Here is a 22,970-nt window from a genome sequence, read left to right as displayed (position 1 = left end):
CTGCGCTCCGCTCAGCATGACGGAAGTATCCCTACTCCCTCACCACTACCGACCTTTGTACTACTTATGCTGGGTTCTTATTCGCGCGGCTTTTGGCTGATGTGCCTCTCGTCGTTTCTGTTCTTCCTGTCCTTCAACCTGCTACTGCCCGAGTTGCCCGACCACCTCACGCAGCTGGGCGGCGGCCAGTACAAGGGCTTTATCATTGCCCTGTTTACGCTCACGGCGGCCGTGTCGCGGCCGTTTTCGGGCAAGCTCACCGATACCGTGGGGCGTATTCCGGTGATGGTGTTTGGCTCGCTGGTGTGCTTTGTGTGCGGCTTTGCCTACCCGTGGGCGCTCACGGTGAGTAGCTTTCTGCTGCTGCGGCTGCTGCACGGCTTCAGCACCGGCTTCAAGCCCACGGCTACCGCCGCCTTCGTGGCCGACATCGTGCCCGCCGAAAAGCGCGGCGAGGCGATGGGCTTGCTCGGCGTGACGGGTAGCCTGGGCATGGCCGCCGGGCCGGCCTTCGGCTCGTGGCTGGCCGAGCATTTTTCCCTGAACGTCATGTTCTACTGCTCCAGCGCGGCGGCCTTGCTGTCGGTGCTGGTGCAGGGCACCCTCACCGAAACGCTGCCCAAAAGCCAGCGCCGACGCTTTAGCCCGGCTTTGCTGAAGCTGAACTGGCGCAACGACATTTTCGAGCCGCGCGTGCTGGCCCCGGCCCTCACCACGCTGCTATGCTTGTTTCCGTATGGCGCGGTACTCACCGTGATACCCGACCAAAGCCGCGTGCTGGGCCTCGTAGGGCCAACCAAGGGGCTGTTTTACATCTGCTACACGGCGGCTTCGCTATTGGTGCGGCTAGTGGCGGGCAAGGTCAGCGACACCCACGGCCGGGTGCCGGTGCTGCGCTGGTCGTCGGGGCTGCTGGCGCTGGGGCTGGCGGTGCTGGTGTGGTCGCCGTCGGTGCCGGTGTTTTTGCTGGGGGCGCTCATTTTCGGGGTCGGCACGGGGCTGAACTCGCCCACGCTCTACGCCTGGACCATCGACCTGAGCCACCCCGAGCGCCGGGGCCGGGGCGTAGCTACCATGTACATTGCCCTGGAAGTTGGCATCGGGCTGGGGGCGCTGCTGGCGGGCTGGCTCTTTAGCAACCAGGCCGCGCATTTACCCTGGGTGCACGCGGCCAGCCTCACCAGCGTGCTGCTGGCCCTGGCCTACCTGCTGCTGGGCGTGCGCGCTACCCCCGCCGGCCCCGCCTCCGAAACCCGGGTGGCCGAAGCCCTGGCCGTGGCCAGCCCCGAAGAACTAGTGTAGGCGCGGCCAAACGATAAGGTAGCAAACAAGTGCGTAAGGAGTTGTGGGACGCTGCCGCGCTAGTTTAGGGCGTTGTTGCCCCTTTTCTAATTACCCGCTTATGGCTCAGTCAGCACCCGAGACCTTCTGCCCCGGCAGCCCCGCCGAGTGGCGGGCGTGGCTGCAAGCGCACCACGAAACCCACCAGAGCATCTGGCTCATTTACCATAAAAAGCACACCGGCGTGCCCAGCCTCACCTGGAGCCAGGCCGTGGACGAGGCGCTATGCTTTGGCTGGATAGACAGCCAGGCCAAGCCCATCGACGCGGATAAGTACATGCAGTTTTTTTGCCGCCGCAAGCCCGGTAGCGCGTGGTCGCGGGTCAATAAAGAAAAAATAGTGCGCCTCGCCGCCGCCGGCCTGATGGCCCCGGCCGGCCTGGCCCGCATCGAGGCCGCCAGGCAAAACGGCTCGTGGACGCTGCTCGACGAGGTAGAGGCGCTGGTAATTCCGCCCGACCTAGCCGCCGCGCTGCACGCCCGGCCGGGTGCCACTAGCTTTTTTGAGAGCCTGAGCAAAACCGACAAGCGCAATCTGCTGCAATGGCTAGTGCTCGCCAAGCGCCCCGAAACCCGCCAGAAGCGCATCGCCGAAATCGCGAAGCTGGCCGGGCAGCAGCTGAAGCCCAGGCAGTTTGGCGGGCGGAAGGCGGCCGGGGAGCTTTCGTAAATCGGATGTTGGCCAGCGCAGAAACGGAGTGCCACTCCGTTTTACATTCTGTACCGCAGTTGCGCCTTCACCTCGGAGCGGGCCGCGCCCCGGATTTCCTCCAGCCCCGAGCCCACGGTGGCTTGGTGGCGGTAGCTGGTGTTGGCGTAGCGCAGCCACAGGGTAAAGTGCTTGCTGAAAGTGAATTGAGCCAGCGCGTAGGCTCGCGTGCCCTGCCCGTAGAGCGCGGGCACCGAAATGGCGTAGAGCACGTCGGTTTCGAAAACGTACTGCCGCGTGTCGTAGTCGTCGGTGTCGAAAAGGGCGTAGCGGGCCGTGAGCGCCACCCGCCGGCCGAGCTGCACGGTGGCGTCCTGGCTCAGCACGTAGCCGCTGCGCCAGGGCAGGGCATCGTCGTCGCGCAGGCGCGAGGCTTGCAGGCGGGTGCGCAAACCCAGGCGGGTAGTGGGCTGGGTATCATAATACAGCAAGAGTGAGTGGCGCAGCTGCTGGCCCGGCAGCGGCACCGGCCGCCCCAGGCTGCTACTCAGGTCACGGGGCTTGAGGCGGGCGCGGTACTGGGCGTAGAGCAGGCTGGTTTTGGATGGGGTAAAGGCCACGCGCAGCAGGGCATCATCGCCCCGCGAGGGCGCGCCCGCCCGGTAGCGCAGCCACGGAAAGCGGAACTGGTCGAGATAAGTCGAGATTTCCCACCGGGCCACGGGTCTGATTTTCAATCCTAAATACAGCCCGCTTTCGTTGATGTTGCGCGTGTTTTCGCTGAGCGCGTTGCCGTAGAAGGTATGAAAATTGGCGTCGTAGTGCCGCACCAGCACGGCTGCATCCACGCGCGGGCCGAGGCTGGCGAGCAGGCCGTTCACGGTGCCCAGCCCGCCGCCCGTGCTGCGCGCCGACTCGCCAAAGAGCAATAGATTGCGCCACACGTAGCTGTAGTGCAAGCCCAGCGCGAGGTTGTTCTGGCCGCTGAATTCGAAGCGGTTATTTTGCGAGAGCAAAAATAAACTGCTGATTACGTCTGTATCAATTGTATTGCAGATTATCCTTTTGCGGGTGCGAAAAAGCAGAGAGCAGTATCCGGCCAATACCGCAGTGTGAGGCAACTGCTTTGACAGTATGCGCACACTATACCAAGTCCTGATTAAATGAAATAAAGCGTGACTAGCCTTAGCTGGAGGCAGAATCCGGACAGATATGCATTGGAGCAAGGGTAATTCTCATACCCTTCTTTCAAGTCTCAAACGTTCTTAGACGCGAGAAGATGTTCTTCTACCTGTCGAATTAAGTCAGATGCTTCCATCCTTAAGGCAGCAGCTAAACGGAAAATAGTGGTTAGCGAAGCCTGTTTACTCCCTGTTTCTAGTTGAGAGATAAAGGTTCGGTCCAAATGGGCTTCGTCAGCAAGCGCTTCTTGGGATAGACCTTGAGCTTTTCTTATCTGCTTGACGACCAATCCAAATGCCTTAATTGGTTCGCCGCTCATATCAACGGCAAGCTACTGGAATCCAATAATTGCCTGTTGTTGTCAGTAGTCTACAAAAAAGGCGTAAATTGCGCCATCACTTAAGCACTGGTGCGCCAAATGGACCAGTTATCTACCCACAACTTGCCCATAGTTCCCTACGCCCAAGCTTCACCGGCTCAACTAGCCCAAGCTCTGATTGTAGCAAAAGAGGCATTAGGACCAGCTTACGCAGCTATCGAGTGGTCGCAATGGTATGAGGCATTCTCCTACTTCCAGCCACTTCTGGTATTCGAAACAAACCAAATTAGCTTCACACCTGAGGGGCTGGCTGCGGTAGCTCAATATTTCGACACACGGTATCCATCAATAGTATCTGTCTCCTCACTGCCTTATGCAGCAGCGACTCTATCAGCTGTTCCGGAAAGAGAGTCTGACCTCCTACAGTCCACAATCCAGCCTCATGTATTTAAAAGAACCTATTTACTGCATGGGGATGTGCTCACAAGCCTAGAGCGAGTAAGCTTCTGGCGGCGAGTTAGTAAGTCAGCATTAGTAAACCTAGCTGTGGAACAACTGATGGCCACATACTCTGAGTCGAAGATTCCTTTACCGCTAAACGAGGTCTGATTCTATTATTTCACCCCTTTACTTATGACGCACCTTTTCCTAAGAGCCATTGGAGCTCTGTTCACTGGCATCCTACTTATCAGTTGCTCTCAATCTTCCTCTAGCGCTGAACCGAGAGGGAGTGCTCCTACTGTAGCAGACGAAGTTAGCTCGAATACAAAAGTTGACTCGCTCAATGGTATTCCCGGTCATCGGTTTGGCGAGCCTCTGAGCGCATTCCCCGGTCTGGTGCTCACGCCTGGCCAGGGCACGCCTGGTACTAAGCGCTACGCTTATCCAGCCAGCAAGCCTGAGGCCGGGTGGTTTGGCAAGCATAAGAAAGAAGTAGAGTACGTCTTTTATACCTTCCGAGACGATAAATTCATCTCGTTTCAAGCAGTCGCTTTTGGAGCTGGTCGCCAAGCCTTGCAGAAAGAAGCCGAATATCTATTCGGTAAGGGAGAGCGCCGTGGGTTGGGTACTCATTGGCCAGGAGAGAAAGCTCAAGCTTTCTACTCGTTACGGAACCTGCCTACCGGGGCAGCCGAGCTACTCGACGTAGTGAGCGTGGAAGACGCCGATGCGCAGGCCGCCAGCGACGCCGCCCGACTCAAACGGGAAAACGCCGGGCAATAACCCATCAGCCATTTCACGTTGCTGTGTCGGATATTGGCAAAGAGTAAAATTGAGGTGGTCTAGTTATACTGGACAGTTTAAGGCCTTAGGTTGAAGTAGCTGTTTATGAGTATAATACGGTATTTAATAATCAGTACTCGAGTGCAAGCGTTCGTGATTATAGTAATCAAAATAACCGGCGACGCTGGCTTGGGCATCGGCTAAGTCAACAAAAACAGGTCGTTCACAGACTTAGAGGAATTGGTTTTTAAAGCGCGACCAGAGGCTTTAGGCCTGCGTGTTATTATAGGAGTCGCCGCGTTGGCTCTGCGAGCGTAGGGCTTCGTGGTCGTGCAGCAGCTGGCGGTAAGCATTGCCGCAGTACTACCCGTCCCGGTTAGAATGGTGATAGTCGTCAAACGCGTCGAGTATCGTCGTTGTCTAGGCGAGTTCCTGCTCAGTTCTCAGGCGAATGTTACTTACTGATACTATACTTAATCAATTCATAATAACTGATTCTTTAGCAGAAACTTGCTGTCGAAACTGCTTATAAATGTCCGTAGCTAGTAAGTGTCGTACCATCTCCTGAAACTGTCCATCGCTCATGTATCGCGAGAAGATATCCACGTTTTGGTCCATTCGCTCGATAAATAAGGTTTCAAGCAGTGAGCCGAAAACGAGCGCAAACTTCTCAGCTGAATTAGCGACCGCAGCCTGTTGAAGTACATCGGAACGCAGGGCTACAGCCGCAATCTGGTCGAAAAAGAGTTGGTCGCCTTCATTGAACTCGGTGCCAAACCGCTCATTCACAATATCCACAAGTCGCGAGAAGGCCAGTGGCTCCTCAGCCACAGTGGCGGTGCCAGTGGCTAATGGCAAAGGCAGAGGCGTAGCTGGTTCACCATGCAGTGCGATAGCCCCTTCGCCTATTTTTTGCAGCCGGAAGTATTGTAAGCGTACTTCTTCGTCAAAGGCATAAGTAGCTTCGGGGCCGCGCTTGGGCAGGCGTGGTAGCAGGTGACGCAGGTAAGCACATAGGGTCTCTAGGTCTGACTCCTGGTAGGGAATAATCTGACTCAGAAAGCTGTAGAGATTGAGTAGGGCCTGGGCCTGCTTCCGCCAAGCCAAGGCCAACGCTTCTTCGTCACGGCGCAAGTCGCGGTAGCGGTCCATGGCGGGGTCGAGGGAAGCGCTTAGAGCACGGTGGTCGGCGACACTCTGGCGCAGTCCTGGTTTGAAAAAGACAGCTTTGAAGGACGCCACTTCTTCAGGGTGATAAATGCCGGCCGCGTCCAGAGTAGCTTGCAGTTCATACAGACGAGCAGCCTCGGGCAACTCGCCCAGAGTAGCGCCTTCATAATACTGTGCGAAAGCGGCTTGGATGTGAGCCGGCTCGTTCACAAAATCGAGCACGAAGGTATCTTCCTTGAGCGGGTGCGGGCGATTAAGGCGTGAGAGAGTTTGCACAGCTTGGATGCCGTCGAGGCGGCGGTCAACATAGAGCGTGTGCAGTAAGGGCTGGTCGAAGCCAGTCTGGTATTTCTCAGCCACTAGCAACACTTGGTAATCAGGGGTGGCGAAGGCTTCGGGCAGAGCTTTTTCAGGTAGGCCGCCGTTCATTCCTGGCTCTGTATAACTCACGCCAGGCAATTCGGGGTCAGGGACAGCTCCTGAGAAGGCAACAAGCGACTTGATTGGGTACCGCTTTTCGCGGATGTACTGGTCGAAGGACTGCTTATAGCGCACGGCATCGAGTCGCGAACTGGTAACTACCATGGCCTTAGCCCTGCCGCCCAAGCGGTGGCGCACTACGTGTTCGAAGTGCTCGACGATAACGGCCGTTTTCTGGGCTACGTTAGCCGGGTGCAAGCGCAGATAGCGGCTTAAGGCGTGGGCCGCCGGGCGGCGCACCACGTACGGGTCGTTGGCACTCACCTTCAACAGCTTGTAATAGGCAGCATAAGTGGCATAGTGCCGCAACACATCCACAATAAACTCCTCCTCAATGGCCTGCCGCATGACATAGCGGTGAAAGGGTTGCCCCCCACGCCCAAATACGGCTACTGTACGGCCCTTGGGCGTGGCCGTGAAGGCGAAAAAGCTCAAGTTGGGCTGCCGGCCGCGCTTGGCCAGGTCTTGGTACAGCTTTTCGAGGTTGGGCTGGCCTTCTTCCTGAGCGCGGCGGCGGGCTTCAGCCCGCAGTTCAGTGCCACCCAGTACGCCTTTTAACTCGGTGGCTGCGTCGCCACCCTGACTACTGTGTGCCTCGTCGACGAGCACGGCGTAGCGGCGGCCGGGTAGCGCATCGCTATCGGGAGTAGCCGCGCTGCGTTGCTCGGCCAACTTAGCTAACTGCCGGGTTACGTAGGGAAACTTTTGCAGGGTGGTTATGACGATGGGCACCCCGCCGACCAAGGCTTCGGCGAGTTGGGCTGAGTCTTCGTCTATCTTCTGCACCACTCCCAGGCGGTGCTCAAACTGGTAAATGGTATCCTGCAATTGCTGGTCAAGTACGCGGCGGTCGGTCACAACCACCACCGTATCGAAAACGCGGCGCTCCTGCGCATCATGCAGCGAAGCCAGTTGGTGAGCCAGCCAGGCAATAGTATTGCTCTTTCCCGAGCCGGCAGAGTGCTCGATGAGGTAGTTGTGGCCTGGCCCCTCCTGCCGAGCGGCGGCCACGAGTTGACGCACGGCGTCGAGTTGGTGGTAGCGGGGGAACACCAACGTTTCTTTCTTCACGCGGCGGCCGTCGTCACCGCGCTGCTCCTCAGTTTGCAGGTGCAGGAAGGAGCCCAGCAACTCCAACAGCGAATCGGGGCGCAGGGTGTGCTGCCAGAGGTAGGCGGTGCGGTGCTGCCCGCTGGCGAGGTCAGGTGGGTTACCGGCCCCGCCGGCATCACCTCGGTTGAAGGGCAAGAAGCGGGTGGCTTCGCCGGCAAGCCGGGTGGTCATCCACACGATGTCGGGGTCGACGGCAAAATGCACGAGGGCGCGGCGCTTAAATTCAAAAAGCAGTTCGCGAGGGTCGCGGTCATGCCGGTACTGACGCACGGCATCGGCGGCGGTCTGGCCGGTGTAGGGATTCTTCAGCTCCAGAGTAGCTACGGGCAGCCCATTAAGGCTCAGAACTAGGTCGAGGCTGGGGCCATGGTCGCGGACGCCGTAGTGCAGTTGGCGCGTGATGCCGGGGCGGTTGGCGGTGTACTGGGCGCTCAGTTCGTCGTTGAGGCCGTGGGCAGGGCGGAAATAGGCCACCCGCAGCAGCCGGCCGTAGCACTTGAAGCCGTGGCGCAGGGTGGCCAGGCAGCCTTGCTGGTCGAGCCAGCGCGCCAAGTCTTCCAGCACCTGCTCGCCCCGCCGGTCGCCTAATAGCTGCCCAAGCTTGGCCCACTCGCGCGGCTGGCTACGGGCGATAAAATCCAGTACCTCCGCCTCGAACAAGGCCCGCCCCGGCCGGTAGCCCGCCGCCGGCAGGACATGGTAGCCCGCCGCTAGTAAATCGGCCTCGATGACGGACTCGAAGGCGGCTTCGGAGGTTTGGATGGTACTCATAGATTACTTGCCCTCGCGAGATGCTATGTGTTGCCGTAATACTTGCTTCAGTACAAAGCAAAACTCCTCCTGCTCGCCGGTTTGAGTTTCCAATTGCCGCAATCGTTGTTTCACATGAGAAAGAGGCAATGGTTTACCTTTAGGACTCAACGCGCTCAGAATAGCACTTTGTCGAAGCCGTATAAGCGCCGCGTTGTCTAGGCACAGTTTTTTAATGGTTTCAGCCGCAGCTTCTTTGCCACCACCTTCGGCTGGATGAACTTTACCGCTGTACCTGAATACAAAACGCCGTTCGCAATCATCACTAAGCGGCGACACAAACTTATCAACTTGGTCAGGTTTATCTGGGTCGGGCCAAGATTTTTTGGGAATGGCACCGTAGGCTAGCGTTGTGTTTGGTTTGGGCACGCAAGCCACCATATTGTAGTAGCTCACATCTTCATGTAGTCCACGTTTTTTACAGTGGGTTTGAGCCAATACGTGTTCAATGTGACACGTTTTAGCGGTAATGCTCCGGCCTGTGTATGCACACAAGCCGCCTTGCTCTTTCACCAAGGCTTTCAATACTGCTTCTCTAGTGTCTTGGTCAATCGACTCGTAATTGAAATTAGGTAAATCCTTCGTTACGTTAGTCCATTGCATCAGTTTCTGCGGCGGGCTAGTCTTCTGTATCCGTCTCATCGTCTTGCAAAGACAAGGTATTAATCATGGTTCCTAAACGAACTGTTTCCGGGTCAGAGCCGCGGATTTCGTCACGCAGCACCGCTAATTGCTTGCGGGCTTCCGTAAAATTTTCATCGTCTATTGCATCCTCCACAGCAGCAATTAGCTTTCTCGTGCGTTCATTGCGAGTTGGCGCACCCATCATATTTTCCAAAATCCAGCCGGATTCTAACCCCTTAGTTTGGTCTTCCTTAGCTGGCTCGTGGGCAGCAGTGATAAACGTCACCCGCTCGGGGATAACCTCGCCAATTATTTGTGGTGAGTGCGTTGTACAAATAAACTGGCACTTCGGAAACGTGCGCGTTAGCTTTTCCACGATTTCTCGCTGCCAAAGCGGGTGCAGGTGCAAATCCAACTCGTCAATGAGTACTACAGCCCCAGCTTCAACCGAAGGGTCTTTTACATTCGGATTAGCTTGCGACAAACGTCGGGTCAACTCTATTACCAAAGCCAACACGCTTTTCTCGCCGTCCGACAACCGGGCCACGTCCAGCATTACACGGCCTTTTTTAATATAAAGCCCGTTTGTTCCGCCTGGCTTCAAATCGTGGTAGTCGCTCAAAAAGGTTTGCATTGCTTGCTCCAAGGCATGCAGTTGCACGTCGCCCCAGGGCGAAGACAGTTGCCGCGCCCGAAACCACCAGTCAGTAAAGTCGCTCAGATTTAGCTCGCGGGCCAGCAGCGCCCGGTCAAAGCCGGTTGGTTCTTCCTCTATCTGCCGTGTGGTGGGCAGCTTCGAACTAAGCCGCCGGACCATTGAGGAGCGGCGCGGCGAGAAATAAACGGCCAACAACGGTGGCGTTTCGAATAAGTGATGTTCACGTTCGTATTGCAACGCTTTAGCTGGAGGCTCTAGCAGTTCGTTTCTCGGTGTGGCTTTAGTTTGGCCTCGCACCTTGCCCTTATTCTCTGCTACTTCTTCAAATTGAAGTCGCGGAAAATCAAGCTGATAAACAAAATCAATACCTTCTATTTCTAACACTAGCTTAAGGTATAGGCCACTAGCGCGGCTGCGAATATCGGCCCCATCAATTGGAATGGGCTTGCCCACTGGCACTGAAAACATCGGTAATACTCGCGAAAAGCAGATACGCAACGCATCCAACACGGTGGACTTACCTACTCCGTTGACGCCAACAATCAGATTCATTCCGTGGCCAAACTCAAACGTGGCTTTTTCAAAAGCACGCATGTTTTCCAGGGTTATGCTTTTTATTTTCATGTCAGGCAGTCGTTACGTCCAGTTCCCCCGTTACCGCTGCTGTAAGCAGTGCCGCTCGTCTCTCTTGCATAAGTTTTAGGCTGTCTTCGGTAGTTTCATATAAGTCATCGAGCTTCTTCAATTCGGCTTCAATGTAAGAGACAATAGCAGCTTGCTCATCTAAGGGAGGTAGTCCTAGGTGAAGTGACGTAATGATTTCCTGACTCAAATTAGGTTGTCCACCACCTACAGCTAGAACATTAAGTAAGTCACGGGCTGACTGAAACCAGTAGAAAGCAAATCCTACTAAACACTGGCGGCTAGGCAGCAATACACAGCAAGCCTGATTAACAGTGGCCTCAATACCTAGAATGCCGACTCGGCCAATTGTCGCTCCGTACATGGCAATTACTAAGCTACCTACTGGATGTAATTTCAGGGCGGAGTAATCAGCCATTGCCAGAGCAGTGACCTGTTTGCTGGTGCTTGTAATTATGTTTTCGCGCAATTCGGAAGTAGTAACCCACGGTATGGCGCCCTCATAGTAGGATAATTCATCTGCCTTTGGAGTCGTTCCGCTACTACTCTCGAACAGATGGCTGATTTTGAAAACTTCCCAACCTGCTGGCACTTCCCTCAGCCATGGCAGCCACGTGGCGCGGCGTGGTGCCGCAACATCCAGTCCCTGTGTAACGGCGCGGGTGATGAGGGCGCGACGCTTTTCGGCAATCAACTCAAGTTGCGTTTGTTTAGCTGCCACAAGTTGGTCGAGGCGGACCGTTTCGAGGTCCAGCAACTCGGCTATATGTTGTTGCTGGCGTAGGGGCGGCAGGGGTATCGGAATGTCGCCGATGAAATCCCATTCTGCCCGTGGCATTTTGGAGCCAAAGGTCGATGAATTTACCAAGTCAATAAAGCTCGGTGTTAGTAATACGTAGAGTAGAAAGCGGCCGCAAATGTCCGGGCCAGGCTCTAATACTAGCAACTCCGTCGAGCACAGCCCTTCGCGGTCAGCCAAAAAAGCTTTGGCTAGGTACGGCCGTAGCTTGCTGAATAACACGTCGCCCGGCTTGAAAAAAGCGCCGATGCTGGTCGTTTCGCCGCTAGTTGTAAGGGTTAACGTCCCATCTTCGCTCGGAATAATTCGGCCGGTCCATGGTTCAATATTTTCCAGACCAATGTATGTTTCGCCTTCTTCGTATTCCTTTTTAATTGTCCACCATTTTACCAAGCGTTTCAAGCGCACAGCACGCCAGTTTCCGTGTGGTGGCAGGGTGCCAAACCATTCGGTGCTCATACTGTGTCCCCCGCTAGCAGCCGCATAATCTTCTCTTCCACCGCTTTCAGGTCCGCGTCGATTTCGGCCAGGGGCCGGGGCGGCTTGTGGGTGTAGAAGTGGCGATTAAAGTTGATTTCGTAGCCGGACTTGTCTTTTTCGCGGTCGAGCCAAGCATCGGGTACATGAGGCAACACCTCTCGGGCGAAGTAGCGGGCTGGAACGTCGAGGGCTAGGGTCTGGTGGGGGCTTTGCGCGGCCGCCTGGAGCAGGGGCACGTTTTCGTTGTCGCGCAGTTCGGGGTCGGCTTCATATCGGATGCGCTTTTGCACCACCATATCGAATAGGCCAAGTTGGTGCTCGTCGGGCCCTGGTATAATTTCTTTGGGGTCGGGCAGCCAACCAGCATAGCGTTCAGCTAAAGTCAGCTTACGCGGTATACCTAGCGCCTCATTTTCAGCAATAACGGGAGCTACTTCAGGCCGTGGGTCGCGGTCAGTCATCACGGCCCTAAACAGATTCATTTCAGGCTTGCGCCACTTGCTGCCGCGCTGCTTCAAAGTTGCCTCAATGCGGTCCTTCACGGCGTTCCAATCGGCGTACTGCTGGTCGAGTCCCACGGCCTTTTCCACAGCCTGCACATCGTCGAGCAGGTAGGGGCAGGCATCGAAAAAGCGGCTTTTGCGCTCCAGCGTGAGCTGAAAGCGTAGGCGTAGGGGCCGCTCTACGGTGAGGCGGGTGTAGCCAAAGGCCTCGTTAGGGAAAATACGCACCAACTTTCGGTCATCGGGCTTCTCGAATTGATCGAAGTTGGCGTAGAGACGCACGATTTCAGCGGCTTGGTCAGGCTCGTTTGCTTCGCTGCCGTCAGCAATGCGATAGCGCTTGCTGCCCAGGCTACGACGCATCTTCACAGACTTGGTGCGGGCGTCAATGAGCTGCACTTTACCGCGGCGCTTTTCCTCCTTGCGGTTAGTGAGTACCCAAATATATGTGGTTATGCCGGTGTTGTAAAACAACTGGTCGGGCAGGGCTACCACAGCTTCGAGCCAGTCGTTTTCAATTATCCACTTACGGATGTTGCTCTCGCCCGAGCCAGCTCCACCGCTAAACAGGGGTGAGCCGTTGAACACCATTGCCAGCCGCGAGCCAAATTGTTGCTTAGCTGGATTGTAGGGCTCGAACTTGCTAATCATGTGCTGCAAGAACAAGAACGAGCCGTCGTTGATGCGCGGCAGTCCGGCACCAAAGCGGCCCTCAAAGCCCTTACGGTCGTGCTCGGCCTGCACCTTTTTCTGCTGCTTCTTCCAGTCTAGTCCAAAGGGCGGATTGGCCAAAAAGTAATTAAAACGCTGGCCCTCAAACTGGTCATCGGTGAGCGTGTCGCCGAGGCGCACATTTTCCTTTTCCAGCAGAGCCTTGGGATTGTTCTCATTTTTGATAAGAAAGTCAGATGCCGCTACAGCGTAGGCACGGGGATTGAAGTCCTGCCCGTATGCCAAAAAGTGAGCATCGCGGTTGAGCTTACGCACGTGGTGCTGGGCTTCGGAGAGCATTCCACCAGTGCCGCAGGTGGGGTCAAGTAGGGTACGCACTTCGCCAGCCGCTTGTAGCAACTTATCGTCAGGCGTGAGTAGCAGGTCAACGAGCAAGTGAATTACATCGCGAGGCGTGAAGTAGTCGCCTGCTGTTTCGTTGGCGGCCTCATTGAATCGTCGAATGAGATTCTCAAATAGCAGTCCCATCTCATAAGTACTTACCTTATCCACATGCAAGTCGAGATGCATGAACTGCCGCACGATTAGATAGAGGATATGTGCCTCTTCCATTCGATCGATTTCCTTCTCGAAATCGAAGTTTTTGAAAATGCGCTGCACATTGGCCGAAAACGAGCGCAGATAATGCTTAATGTTAGTATTGAGGTTGTTAGGGTCAGCCGCGAGGCTGGCAAAATCCAACTTTGAGTGATTATGGAAAGGTCGACCAGCTTTATGGTTTAGGATGGCATCCAGCGCTTCAGGTGGGTAAGGCAGCTTTTCAGCCCCGCGGGCTTCGGCGGCTTTATTCAGTTGGTCAAGGCGGTCAAACTCGGCCTGCACGGCTACACGAGTGTCATCGAGCACGCAGTCGAAGCGTCGTAGTACGATGAGCGGCAAGATGACACGCTCGTATTGTGGGGCACGGTAGGGCCCGCGCAAGAGGTCAGCTACTTGCCAAATATGGTTGCTGAGTTCCTGGTGAGAGGGCATAATTCACTTTAAAAAGAAGTAAAAGTACCCATAGAAGGGCTAATTAGATGGATTAAAGCCAATCCAGAACTTGGTGACTCAGCTATGTGCACCACAAGACCGACCATCTGGCATAATTTTATGTGGGTATGACTATTTTTATATTTGTAGAATGAACACTTGGTTTTCGAATGCACACTTTATTAAGAAATAATTTTTAGTAGACTTCACTTTAGAGTTGATTAACAAATAGCTATAGATGATGAAACTGACTTGGTTAATAGTAATAATCGCACCGTACTCTTGAAGAACTTTTTACCTCTTCGCGTCATGTAACCATTCGCGTTTAACTCCTGAGCGATAGTTTCCAGCGTGTAGCCATTCTCCCGCATTAGCGTGGCTAACCGTCGAGCCTGTTTATTAGCAGTATTCTCTTGGGCGTTACGTCGGACGGTTTCGCTTCCCAGCAGGCGGCTCGCCTGTGTGAAATTTTGCGGATTCCCTAGCTGGAAGCCCCTGGCCTTCTTTGCGGCTAACCCTCGTTTCGTACTATCCGAAATATCCTTGGCGGCCTTCTGCGCCACCGAAGCCATAATGTTAATGGTAAACTCGTCGGCGTGGGGAAGGTCACAGGCCCTGAAACGCACCTTTTCTTCCATCAGCTTGGAAGTGAAATAGACACTACGAGCCAGACGGGACATTTCCGCTACCAGCAGAGTCGCGTCGGACTGCCGGACCGCCAGAATAGCTTTGGCCATCTCGGGCCGGTCGTTTTTGCGGCCGCTTTCTACTTCAATAAATTCATTGAGGATACGGTCGCTTGGCTGCAAAAAGCGGTGCGCGATGAGGCGTTGGCCTTCTAGGCCCAGGCCACTCTGACCTTGGCGTTGCGTCGAGGCACGTAAATAGAGGATGTAGTCCATGCGGATTGTTCTAAGCCAGCTTTGCTTTGTTAAGCAGCTGCTGGGCTACTTCATCGGGCAGTTCGACGGTAGGAGGAGACTGAATGGACTGTGGTATACCCTGTTTCACTACACTAGCTTTCTGCCCTTCAGTATAGTAAGTCTCCAATTGTTTCTTGACACTTGTAAGCCGGTAGAAGTCCTTTTTCACTTTTCTGACTTTCGTACCCACTAAACGGCGCATCGTCTTGTAAGCTACTTCCAACTGCCAGCCCATCAAATCAAATGCCTGCTTATGGTTCATCTCTGCGATGCAATCAAATCCCTTTCTCAGGGCTTCTAGCATCTCTGCCTGCTCCTTGGGAGCAATGGTGAGGTCGATATGACCAGTCCAGGTGTCGAGGTGAGATTCCATACCTAGTACCTGGTCAAGCTCGCGAATTACCCTGGCATCCTGGTTACTGAGAAGGAAGCGGCGGAAGCGAATGCCGAATGTCTTTTCTATGCGCTGTAAAGCCAGCATCAGCTTTTCCAGATTTTCTCCATCACGCAGAAGCATGTTTGCTTCCCCTTGCTCATTATGCCAGATTGCGTTCCCGTTTTCGTAGCAGGTGATTGCCTCCCGTCTTCCTAGCGCTTGCATGAGCCGGCTATGCTCCAAACCACTTTCAACTGAATCATAATAGTCCTGCCGGCGGGTTAGCGTTAGGGAATACTCAAAGCCACGCTCAGTCATTTTTTTAGCTGGAATACTGATTGTCAGTTTCGTGCGCGGCGTATAAGCTAACAGCGTGATTACCTCTTTACCACCGTAGATGCTCAAGGAAACATCTGGAATAACAAGTCCGCCGCTGAATTCAATGTCCACTGTTTTTTTCAGTTGCGGCGTTCGTACTACCCACAACGTCTTGATATCAATCCCCATATTGATACCCTCCACTTTCCAGTCGCAGGCCAGTAGTGCTGTAGCATCCAGCTTCAGGGCAAGACCGGTCACGCCCTGCTCGAACTGTCGAAACATATCGTGTCCCAGCTGATTGAGCATAAAGTCCAGTTTGTAGTGTGCGCTACCAACTAATGCTTTTAGCTCTGTCACCTCGAAGCCACTGGCTGTCGGTTGAATAGTGGGTTGCAGACCCAGGTTGCGTAGGAATTGCGCCGTATGGTCCAACGCGATTCCCCCCTGTCTGGCCGCCGGCAGCGTAGTGTCCTTGAGACTTTGCAGCAGCTCTTCCACCAACTCTTCCCCCGTGGCATCAATATACGTGACGTTGCGACGCGCCAGACGGTCTATGTTAAGCGGATGCAGACCGGGCGCTACCAGGTAGGCGTTGCGCATGTTGCCGCCAAGTGCATCTAATAGCTGTATAAACAGCCCCACCACATTCGGGTCTTCCAGACCGTAACCGACGAACAGCAGGGTACGACTTACCATCAGGCTTTCGATGAAAGCCCACAGTACCTTATCTGATTTGGCGTAAAAGGCGTGGTAATCTTCCTCCGTTATTAACAGGCTGTCCAGATTTTCCAGGCTGCCGTGCACCTTATATAAAGTTGTCTTGGCGTATTCCTGATAAGGCAGTTGCTTGCCGGAAGTCACTACGTGGAGTTTGTCCGTCCCGTAAGCCTGCTCAAAGAGCGAATCATAGTTGGTGGTGATGACATGCTCAATAAAGGGAATCTGCGCCAGCTGCTGATGCGTCTTCAGTGACTTAGGCCGCGCGGAGAAGAGCTTATAGATTTCCCGACGCAGAGCATGAGGCTGCCCGTGATGTAGATTTACGAACAGACTGGCGAAAGCTGGCAGCCCCATCGCGGGGTAGCATTGCGCATCGAATGTCGAGCAGAACGAGCGTACCTGCTCCTGCTGCGGCTTGCTTAACGTATCAAATAGGTGACGGACCACGCCGGCCCCCATTGGGAAACCTGCATATCGGGAAAATCCCGCGCCGGCCCACAGTACCACCTCGCGGCGCAGAATAGCTTTGAATAACGTCTCTTTGTCCATAATGGGCAAGTAATAAGTAGTGCTGACTTCTATACAGAGAAGCCTTACGGTATCTCTGCGGTGAGTAAAGCTTCCAGCTCCGCAAAGTCATAGCCCTCCAGCCCCCCGGTTCTGAACATATCAGGCTGCACAGCCGGGAACCAGGCGGGCAGGTCGCGCCCGATGACAATCACGCGTTTGGTCTGGTTCTGCAAGAAGGGCAGAATGTATTCGTTGATGCCACTATCCCGGAAACCATACCCAATGATGACCAGTAAGTCGGATTGAGCGAGATTCTGAGCGAAGCGCGTGAGGAGCCGTTGAAAGAGAATAGGGTCGTCGTACTGTTCCAGCTTGGCAGTGGTACCGGTCAGAAACAGTGAGTAGTAGTTCGTGAAGTCATTGCGATAAATCAGCTTTCCGTCACGCTCTACTTCCCGGTTGAGCCGCAGGTAGTCAAGCCAGGGTTGCTTTTTGACCACCTGCGGCTCGTATAATCCCTGGTCGTTGGCCTCGACCCCGAAGCTCCAGTAATCGAGGCTCCCGTGCAGCTTTAGTAAATGGATGGGTCCCTCGTACTGCCCGGTATATTGCGGTATCCGAACGTGGGCGTAGGGAGGCCATTGCCGGAACTGTCTGGGAAAATCTGACGTCAGTTCCAGCCGTCCGTAATAAGGAGAGCCCATTTCGCTGAACCCATCACTGTAGTCGACAGCGCTGTAGTAGGCCTCATCATTTAACAGGCCTTCCAGAAATACGTCGTGGTTAAGGGTATGTAGATAAAACTGGTGGCGGGAGGCAGACTCGTTGAACCAATGCCTGGATGGCTGGCCGTGGGTGCGCAGCAATTGCACCAGTCGCCCATAAGCTGCCCCCGCAACTGGTGTACCCGCTGAAGGGTCCCGCTTAATCGCACCCTCTAACAACTGCACGAAAATATTATGAGCGCCAACCAGTGCCTGGTCGATGTGGCGTTCACCTTCCTGCTGCGGGTCTGCATGCAGGTTGCGCTTTTCGTAGGCTGTCTGAAATGCTGGGGCAGTAAGCCGGGTGGGGTCACGTCGTCGGTACTGCACCAGTTCATCGTAAAAATCCTCGTAGTTAGAGAGGTCGTGGTCCTGACTATACACCTCTAAAACGGCTTCCAGGGCATCGGCTCCTGCCCGCTCCGGCCAGCTGAATCCATCGCGTGGGTCCTCAAAGGGAGCTGCGGCATTCGCCGAGTGCAGATGGTCCACAAACTCCGGTCGTAACCAAGCTTGACCATCGGTATGTGTGGCGATACCGCTGGCCTGCACGCGCAGCAGCAGATTACTCACTTCGAAAGCGAGGGGATAGCCAGCCGGCTTCGAGAAGCCGGCACCTAGCAGGAAGGAAACATTCATCGGTATTCGAAGCTGAAAGATGAGCAGAAAGCTACGGCGTAAAAAGACAAGGACGGTCGTTCTTGACTCTTTACCTCTGCCAAAACCCCACATTAGCGACGACGGCCATGCTACTGATAGCTATCCTAGCAGATGACGATTGCCTACCCTTTGTAAAGAAAACGCCTACTTCTTGTACACGGGTCTTGATGCGTTGTAGAGAAAAACCTGTTTTCTTTACAACGCATCGTGGACTTTTCTTCCCGCCTTTGCCGCTTTAGCTATGCAGACTACGTGGCAACCATCCGCCTTACCTCCAACCGCTGAACTAGAAACCCGCGCCGTTTTGAAGAAGCTGTCGGCCGCTCACCGGGCATTAGCTGAACTGAAGTATACTACTCCCCAAAAACTGGACAGTTTAGCGATGGTTGTTAAGTAATAAAGATACTACCATCTGCTTATTGAATAGGGAGGCGTACACTTGGTATTATTCTAATAGTCTAGTGCCCATTCATATTCATAATTGCGCACCTGCGCGGCTATGAATATAGGCCGCCAGACTCCAGCCATTGCCCAGCGACGAAAGCGGCGAGCTATCGTGTTCCAGTTTCCAAACCGTTCTGGTAGTTCGCGCCAAGGAATACCAGAACGGGTGCGGTAGAGGACAGCGTTTACGAATAAACGATTATCTCGGCCTGTTGCTCCACTTAAACCCGGCCGACCAAGCGTAAGCGGTTCAATCAACTGCCATTGTGTGTCGCTTAACTCTACTTCGAAGTGGCGCATGACCAGAATTATTATAGCGATTTCATGAACCACTTATTCCTTTTATGGTCGTTTACGTGAGTATAGCCCATGCCGGCTTATTTCTTTGATTTACACACCCGCGTGGTGGCGGCTTACCGCCAACCGGGTGCTCGGCAAGCCGCTGTGGCCGCCCAGTTTGGGGTAAGCGTATTGTTTCTTAAAAAGCTGATGGCTCACGAGCGCCGGACGTGCTCGCTGGCGGCTAAACCGGCCAGCGGGGGCCGCGCCTACTACCTCGACGCCGCAGCGCAGACCTGACTCGTGGCCTATGTGAGCCAGCGCCCGGATGCCACCCTGGCCGAATTGTGTCAAGCCTGGCAGGCGCAGGATGGGCGGCCCGTAGGCCAGACCTGGCTTTAGCAGGTGCTGAACGAGCACAAGTTACGTCGCAAAAAAATGCCTGTACGCCAAGGCGCGCGATACACCCCGCGTAGTCGCGCTACGGAAGGCCTATGTCGAAGACGTGGCCCATCACTACGACCCGCGCCGCTTTCATTTTCGCGATGAAACGGGGCTACGCCTAGATGCCTGCCGCCGCTACGCCCGCGCCCCTGGCGGGCAGCGCGTGGGGTAAATCTTGTCCCTCAAGCGGGGGCTTTCGCTCACGCTCATCGGCACACTTTCGGCCCAAAGCCTGTGGGGGATGCAACTGTTCGAAGGGCACTAAGCTGCGAGCACTTTGTGCTTTATATGAGTCGTTTCCTAGTTACTGTGCTTCGTCCGAGGGACGTATTGGTACTCGGTAACTTAGCCGTGCATAAGATTAGTGGCCTGCGTGAATGGCTAGCAAAGCGCGGGGTACAGGGCTTATTTCTACCGCCTTATTCTCTCGACTTTTTCCACATTGAGCAGGCCTGGAGCAAACTCAAAACGGCCGTGCGCAGCACTCAGGCCCAAAGTCGAGTGGCGCTAGAAACAGCCCTACAAGCGGCTATTGACCGGATTAGTAGCCAAGATGCCTAGCAGTGGCTTGACCCCTGTAGCTACCATGCATAGCCCGCTTGAAATAGAGTAAGTGGGTCGCGAAACCGCTATAGATATTAATTGTCCACAAAAAAATGAGGTGGCAAACTAATTGCTCTGAAACCAGTGCTGAAACTGCATTTGGATGCTTACGCAGCCTGAACCAGATCAGGCTTCTTTGGGCTAATTCAGCTTAAGAATAGTTATTGATATTATGCATATTCATTCATTCGTAAGGTCGGATGGGCAGAAGCGGTACTTATTATTAGATGATGATGAGTCAATTGTAGAATTGCCTACTAGATTTTCTTACGCGCAATCTACAAAAATCAGATATAGTGGCAGGACTGTGTTGGAGAGTTTGAAAACTCTTAAGTATTTGTGTGAATATATAAAAGTTAATTATCCTAATGTGGGTACTATTGATGAGATTCTTACTTCATTGGGCCCTGCGTTAATTGAAGAATGGCTTAGGCATCAGAGGGATTGTGGTAGGAAAAGTGCTACGCTACGCAATAGAGATATTATAGTAAAGGCATTTATGGACTGGCTCACTACGCATGAAGCAGGTCAGATTCGTTTGCCAGTAGACAATCCATACGCAGATGGGCGATTAAAAACAATTGCACCAACGCGACCGGAAGCCAAATATATTACATATAAAGAGGTGGCAACTTTTATACGACATGGATTTAATAATGAAAGTGAACGCTGTCTAGCCCACTTTCTATTTGATACTGGTATCAGAGTTTCTGAGGTAAGTCGCATATGTCAGGCTGACCTGCCTAATATTCAAGATTATCCTGCTAATGTAATGTATTTTCCGTTGCATATCCATGGTTCTAAAGGTCGTGGAGAAACTCTCAAAGACAGAAATACCATAATTAGTAGACCAATGCTAGAGCGGATATTAAAGCTTCATAGTAACTGGTGGGTATATATGCGTGCCCAATCTAAGTATGAAACTGAAAAAATGCCAGTTTTTATAAATTTGCTGGGGCAGCCTATCAGCTCTGAGGCAATACAAAAGCAATTTCAGGTAGCTTCGAAAAGGTTAAAGCGATTGAAGTTATTGTCTAGAGCTATTTCCCCTCATCGCTTAAGGCATGGTACGGCATATTCAATTTTGCAATCCGAACATGGTCGGGAATTTATTGAAAATTTAGTCGTTTGCCAACGAATGCTGGGCCATAATAGTGTCCAGACTACAGAAGCATATACAAGTATTCCTGCGCCAGTTATTGCTCAGTTGCAGGAGCATAGTTCTAAAAAAATACCTCAGGAACGATACCGCGAAGCTGAGTATATATATGAGCAAAGTTTTAAACCCCAAAGGGCCCATACCGAACGCCGTGGTCACGGCCGTCAATCCCGTGTAAAGAAATAGTCATTATGAAGACCAAAGTTCATATCTCGGATATAGGAGGCTTAATAATGCCAGAGCCAACGCTAGATAATCCTATGGCACAGTTAGATTTTATTTTTGATAGCTTCAGAAAAACGAAGCCAGAGAGTTCTACTCATGGATTTAGATATGCGCTAAATTATTATAAAAACGTATATCTGGCTACTGTCCATGATTATAGCCCTAGTCTGGAAAGAGATAAGTTATTTTATCTGCGGGAGCGATGGGATAGCCTCGCATTAGTAAGAGTACACACTTTTTTAGAGGAGTTTAATGTAGAAGGAAATCCCCGTAGGATTGCATCGTCTACAGTGACAGGCGTTATGTCGTGCATACGCCAGACTATGAAGTATGCAGCTCAGCATGGTCTTATAGAAGGTGAATATTTACATGATATCGCTCTTCCGCCACCACAGGCAGAGACAACACAGAATTCAGCTTATTCTCCCGAAGAAATGGATAGAATTAGCGAATGGCTTCATAATGAATTGAAGTATACTGATAATCTGCTGAAGGCGGAGGGTTATCAACCCACTGGCCTAGGTCAAGACCCTCGACGTTATTATAAAAACTCTAATAAGAAGCAAAGGAAATTAGAAAGAGAAGAATCGGATAATATTGATAATCTAAGATGGTATTTTGAAAACGTAATGCAATGCAAAGCGGGGTGTAAGTCGGCAGTTCATCTTGGCCGAAATTATTATTTTTATTATTTCTCGTCTCAATATCCCGGTGGATATAATCAGCTTTTGATTGATTGGAAAATTAGGCCTATTGTAAATTTGGATATAATCATGCCTTTAGTATTAAAGCTTAGCCTCGAAACAGGCTTAAATCCTACTTCACTATTGAATTTAAAGACTGATTGTTTTCAGGAAGAACATCCACTTAGCAGAGTTCCTTATCTTAAGTATTTTAAAGCAAGAAGTCAAGGTCATATGGCTATGCATCTAAGCATTTATGATAAGGATGCATTAATATGTGAATTTAAGGAAGGCCAAGCTAAGGTTATTCGGAGAACAGTTGAAATAATAAATCAGGTAACAGCGCCGCTTAGGCATAATCTTACTGGAAATTTAGCGGACTTATTATTTATATATGAGAAGCTTGGGAATACTGAAATTACAACTTCCCAAGTCCAGAGTCTAAATGATAATTGGACTTGTTCTCAATGGTGTTGTGCGCAAGTGATTTCCAATAATTTATTGGCGGATGATGGCACTAAATTACAGCTTAACCTTGGTAGATTTCGTTCTACTAAAATTACTGATATGGTTCGAAGAGGTGTTGATATTTTTGAAATACAGACACGTATGGGGCATAAATCAATTAAAGTAGTGTTTGGATATATAGCTCGTAATCATTTGGAAATTAAAGCCCAGAAGGAAATTGGTAAGGCGTTAAAAAATATCACTGCTAATATTCAGTGGCAGCAAGCAACCAAGCCTGAGTATGCAAGCGAAGAGAATAAGAAATCTGAGAATAATAATGTGATTTATAAAGGGATTAACGCTGATTGTATGAACGTATATGACCCGCCGGAAGAAGTTAAAAGGTTGAAGGCGTACGATCCGAAACAGGGATGTACTCGCTATAATATGTGCTTATTTTGTAAGAATGTAATTCTTATGAGACACCATCTCCCTACTCTTATAACTTACCAACGACAGATTAATCAGTCTAAGGATTATACGCTGACTGAATTTCCGAATAATCATCATTATGAGCGTACTTTAGCCGTATTGAATGACATACTTGACCCCAAAACTTCTTTGTTTTCAAAGGAAGACCTTGACTGGGCACGCGCTGCTGCTGAGTGTTCAGATGAATTTATTGACCCGGTTGTATATCGCCCTAATTTATAA

General features: G+C 52.5%; 18 protein-coding genes and 1 pseudogene. 7 read left to right on the top strand and 12 right to left on the bottom strand.

All coding sequences use genetic code 11. The annotated features are described in order from the left end of the window. Positions 1 to 66 precede the first annotated feature (66 nt). Together VFO93_RS17650 and VFO93_RS17645 are read left to right on the top strand one after the other, a co-directional pair. The gene (locus VFO93_RS17650) at positions 67 to 1,302 is read left to right on the top strand and encodes an MFS transporter (protein WP_325135702.1); all 1,236 of its coding nucleotides are present in this window, start codon (positions 67 to 69) and stop codon (positions 1,300 to 1,302) included. A 100-nt stretch (positions 1,303 to 1,402) separates the two neighbouring features. Then, a complete protein-coding gene (locus VFO93_RS17645) occupies positions 1,403 to 2,011 on the top strand; it encodes a YdeI/OmpD-associated family protein (RefSeq protein WP_325135701.1) in 609 nt (202 codons plus the stop codon). 41 nt (positions 2,012 to 2,052) lie between these two features. Here VFO93_RS17645 and VFO93_RS17640 read toward each other — a convergent pair whose 3' ends face one another. Together VFO93_RS17640 and VFO93_RS17635 are read right to left on the bottom strand one after the other, a co-directional pair. Next, the gene (locus VFO93_RS17640; protein WP_325135700.1) at positions 2,053 to 3,006 is read right to left on the bottom strand and encodes a hypothetical protein; all 954 of its coding nucleotides are present in this window, start codon (positions 3,004 to 3,006) and stop codon (positions 2,053 to 2,055) included. Between the two features lie 239 nt (positions 3,007 to 3,245). Further along, entirely contained in the window at positions 3,246 to 3,491 is a 246-nt protein-coding gene (locus VFO93_RS17635; protein ID WP_325135699.1) for a helix-turn-helix transcriptional regulator, read from the bottom strand. Between the two features lie 633 nt (positions 3,492 to 4,124). On the opposite strand from VFO93_RS17635, the gene VFO93_RS17630 reads away from it, so the two are divergent. Then, positions 4,125 to 4,715 carry a hypothetical protein gene (locus VFO93_RS17630; RefSeq protein WP_325135698.1) on the top strand — a complete coding sequence of 197 codons (591 nt, stop codon included), beginning with the start codon at positions 4,125 to 4,127 and terminating at the stop codon, positions 4,713 to 4,715. Between the two features lie 123 nt (positions 4,716 to 4,838). Here VFO93_RS17630 and VFO93_RS22395 read toward each other — a convergent pair. From VFO93_RS22395 to VFO93_RS17585, 10 genes and pseudogenes are all read right to left on the bottom strand, one after another. Further along, positions 4,839 to 4,922 (bottom strand): annotated as a pseudogene (locus VFO93_RS22395) (integrase core domain-containing protein); the annotation flags it as partial. A gap of 270 nt (positions 4,923 to 5,192) precedes the next feature. After that, on the bottom strand, positions 5,193 to 8,249 hold the full coding sequence (locus VFO93_RS17625) for a type I restriction endonuclease subunit R (protein ID WP_325135697.1): 3,057 nt from the start codon (positions 8,247 to 8,249) through the stop codon (positions 5,193 to 5,195). A gap of 3 nt (positions 8,250 to 8,252) precedes the next feature. Beyond that, positions 8,253 to 8,891: a retron system putative HNH endonuclease gene (locus VFO93_RS17620; protein ID WP_325135696.1), complete on the bottom strand. Its 639-nt coding sequence runs from the start codon at positions 8,889 to 8,891 to the stop codon at positions 8,253 to 8,255. A 16-nt stretch (positions 8,892 to 8,907) separates the two neighbouring features. Continuing rightward, positions 8,908 to 10,194, bottom strand: coding sequence for an AAA family ATPase (locus VFO93_RS17615; protein WP_325135695.1), 1,287 nt, complete (start codon positions 10,192 to 10,194; stop codon positions 8,908 to 8,910). Between the two features lies 1 nt (position 10,195). Then, positions 10,196 to 11,470, bottom strand: coding sequence for a restriction endonuclease subunit S (locus VFO93_RS17610; RefSeq protein ID WP_325135694.1), 1,275 nt, complete (start codon positions 11,468 to 11,470; stop codon positions 10,196 to 10,198). Continuing rightward, the gene (locus tag VFO93_RS17605; RefSeq protein ID WP_325135693.1) at positions 11,467 to 13,698 is read right to left on the bottom strand and encodes a class I SAM-dependent DNA methyltransferase; all 2,232 of its coding nucleotides are present in this window, start codon (positions 13,696 to 13,698) and stop codon (positions 11,467 to 11,469) included. Before VFO93_RS17605 ends, VFO93_RS17610 begins: the two co-directional genes overlap by 4 nt. 221 nt (positions 13,699 to 13,919) lie before the next feature. Next, positions 13,920 to 14,600, bottom strand: coding sequence for a recombinase family protein (locus VFO93_RS17600; RefSeq protein ID WP_325135692.1), 681 nt, complete (start codon positions 14,598 to 14,600; stop codon positions 13,920 to 13,922). 10 nt (positions 14,601 to 14,610) lie between these two features. Then, positions 14,611 to 16,587, bottom strand: coding sequence for an SIR2 family protein (locus VFO93_RS17595; protein WP_325135691.1), 1,977 nt, complete (start codon positions 16,585 to 16,587; stop codon positions 14,611 to 14,613). Positions 16,588 to 16,631: 44 nt separating this feature from the next. Continuing rightward, positions 16,632 to 17,951 (bottom strand): hypothetical protein, encoded by a 1,320-nt coding sequence (locus VFO93_RS17590; RefSeq protein WP_325135690.1) that lies wholly within the window; start codon positions 17,949 to 17,951, stop codon positions 16,632 to 16,634. Positions 17,952 to 18,422: 471 nt separating this feature from the next. Continuing rightward, entirely contained in the window at positions 18,423 to 18,716 is a 294-nt protein-coding gene (locus VFO93_RS17585) for a transposase (RefSeq protein WP_325135689.1), read from the bottom strand. A gap of 69 nt (positions 18,717 to 18,785) precedes the next feature. Here VFO93_RS17585 and VFO93_RS17580 point away from each other — a divergent pair, with 69 nt between their 5' ends. The 4 genes from VFO93_RS17580 to VFO93_RS17570 all read left to right on the top strand — a co-directional run bounded on the left by VFO93_RS17580 (position 18,786) and on the right by VFO93_RS17570 (position 22,970). Beyond that, positions 18,786 to 18,995: a hypothetical protein gene (locus VFO93_RS17580; RefSeq protein WP_325135688.1), complete on the top strand. Its 210-nt coding sequence runs from the start codon at positions 18,786 to 18,788 to the stop codon at positions 18,993 to 18,995. A gap of 378 nt (positions 18,996 to 19,373) precedes the next feature. Then, entirely contained in the window at positions 19,374 to 19,700 is a 327-nt protein-coding gene (locus tag VFO93_RS22390; RefSeq protein WP_414653602.1) for a transposase, read from the top strand. Between the two features lie 214 nt (positions 19,701 to 19,914). Next, positions 19,915 to 21,087 (top strand): tyrosine-type recombinase/integrase, encoded by a 1,173-nt coding sequence (locus VFO93_RS17575; protein ID WP_325135687.1) that lies wholly within the window; start codon positions 19,915 to 19,917, stop codon positions 21,085 to 21,087. 5 nt (positions 21,088 to 21,092) lie between these two features. After that, positions 21,093 to 22,970, top strand: coding sequence for a hypothetical protein (locus tag VFO93_RS17570; protein WP_325135686.1), 1,878 nt, complete (start codon positions 21,093 to 21,095; stop codon positions 22,968 to 22,970).

Origin of the sequence: Hymenobacter sp. (genome assembly GCF_035709525.1) — a bacterium.
Lineage (GTDB): Bacteria > Bacteroidota > Bacteroidia > Cytophagales > Hymenobacteraceae > Hymenobacter.
This window is presented reverse-complemented; position numbering and strand designations above follow the sequence as displayed.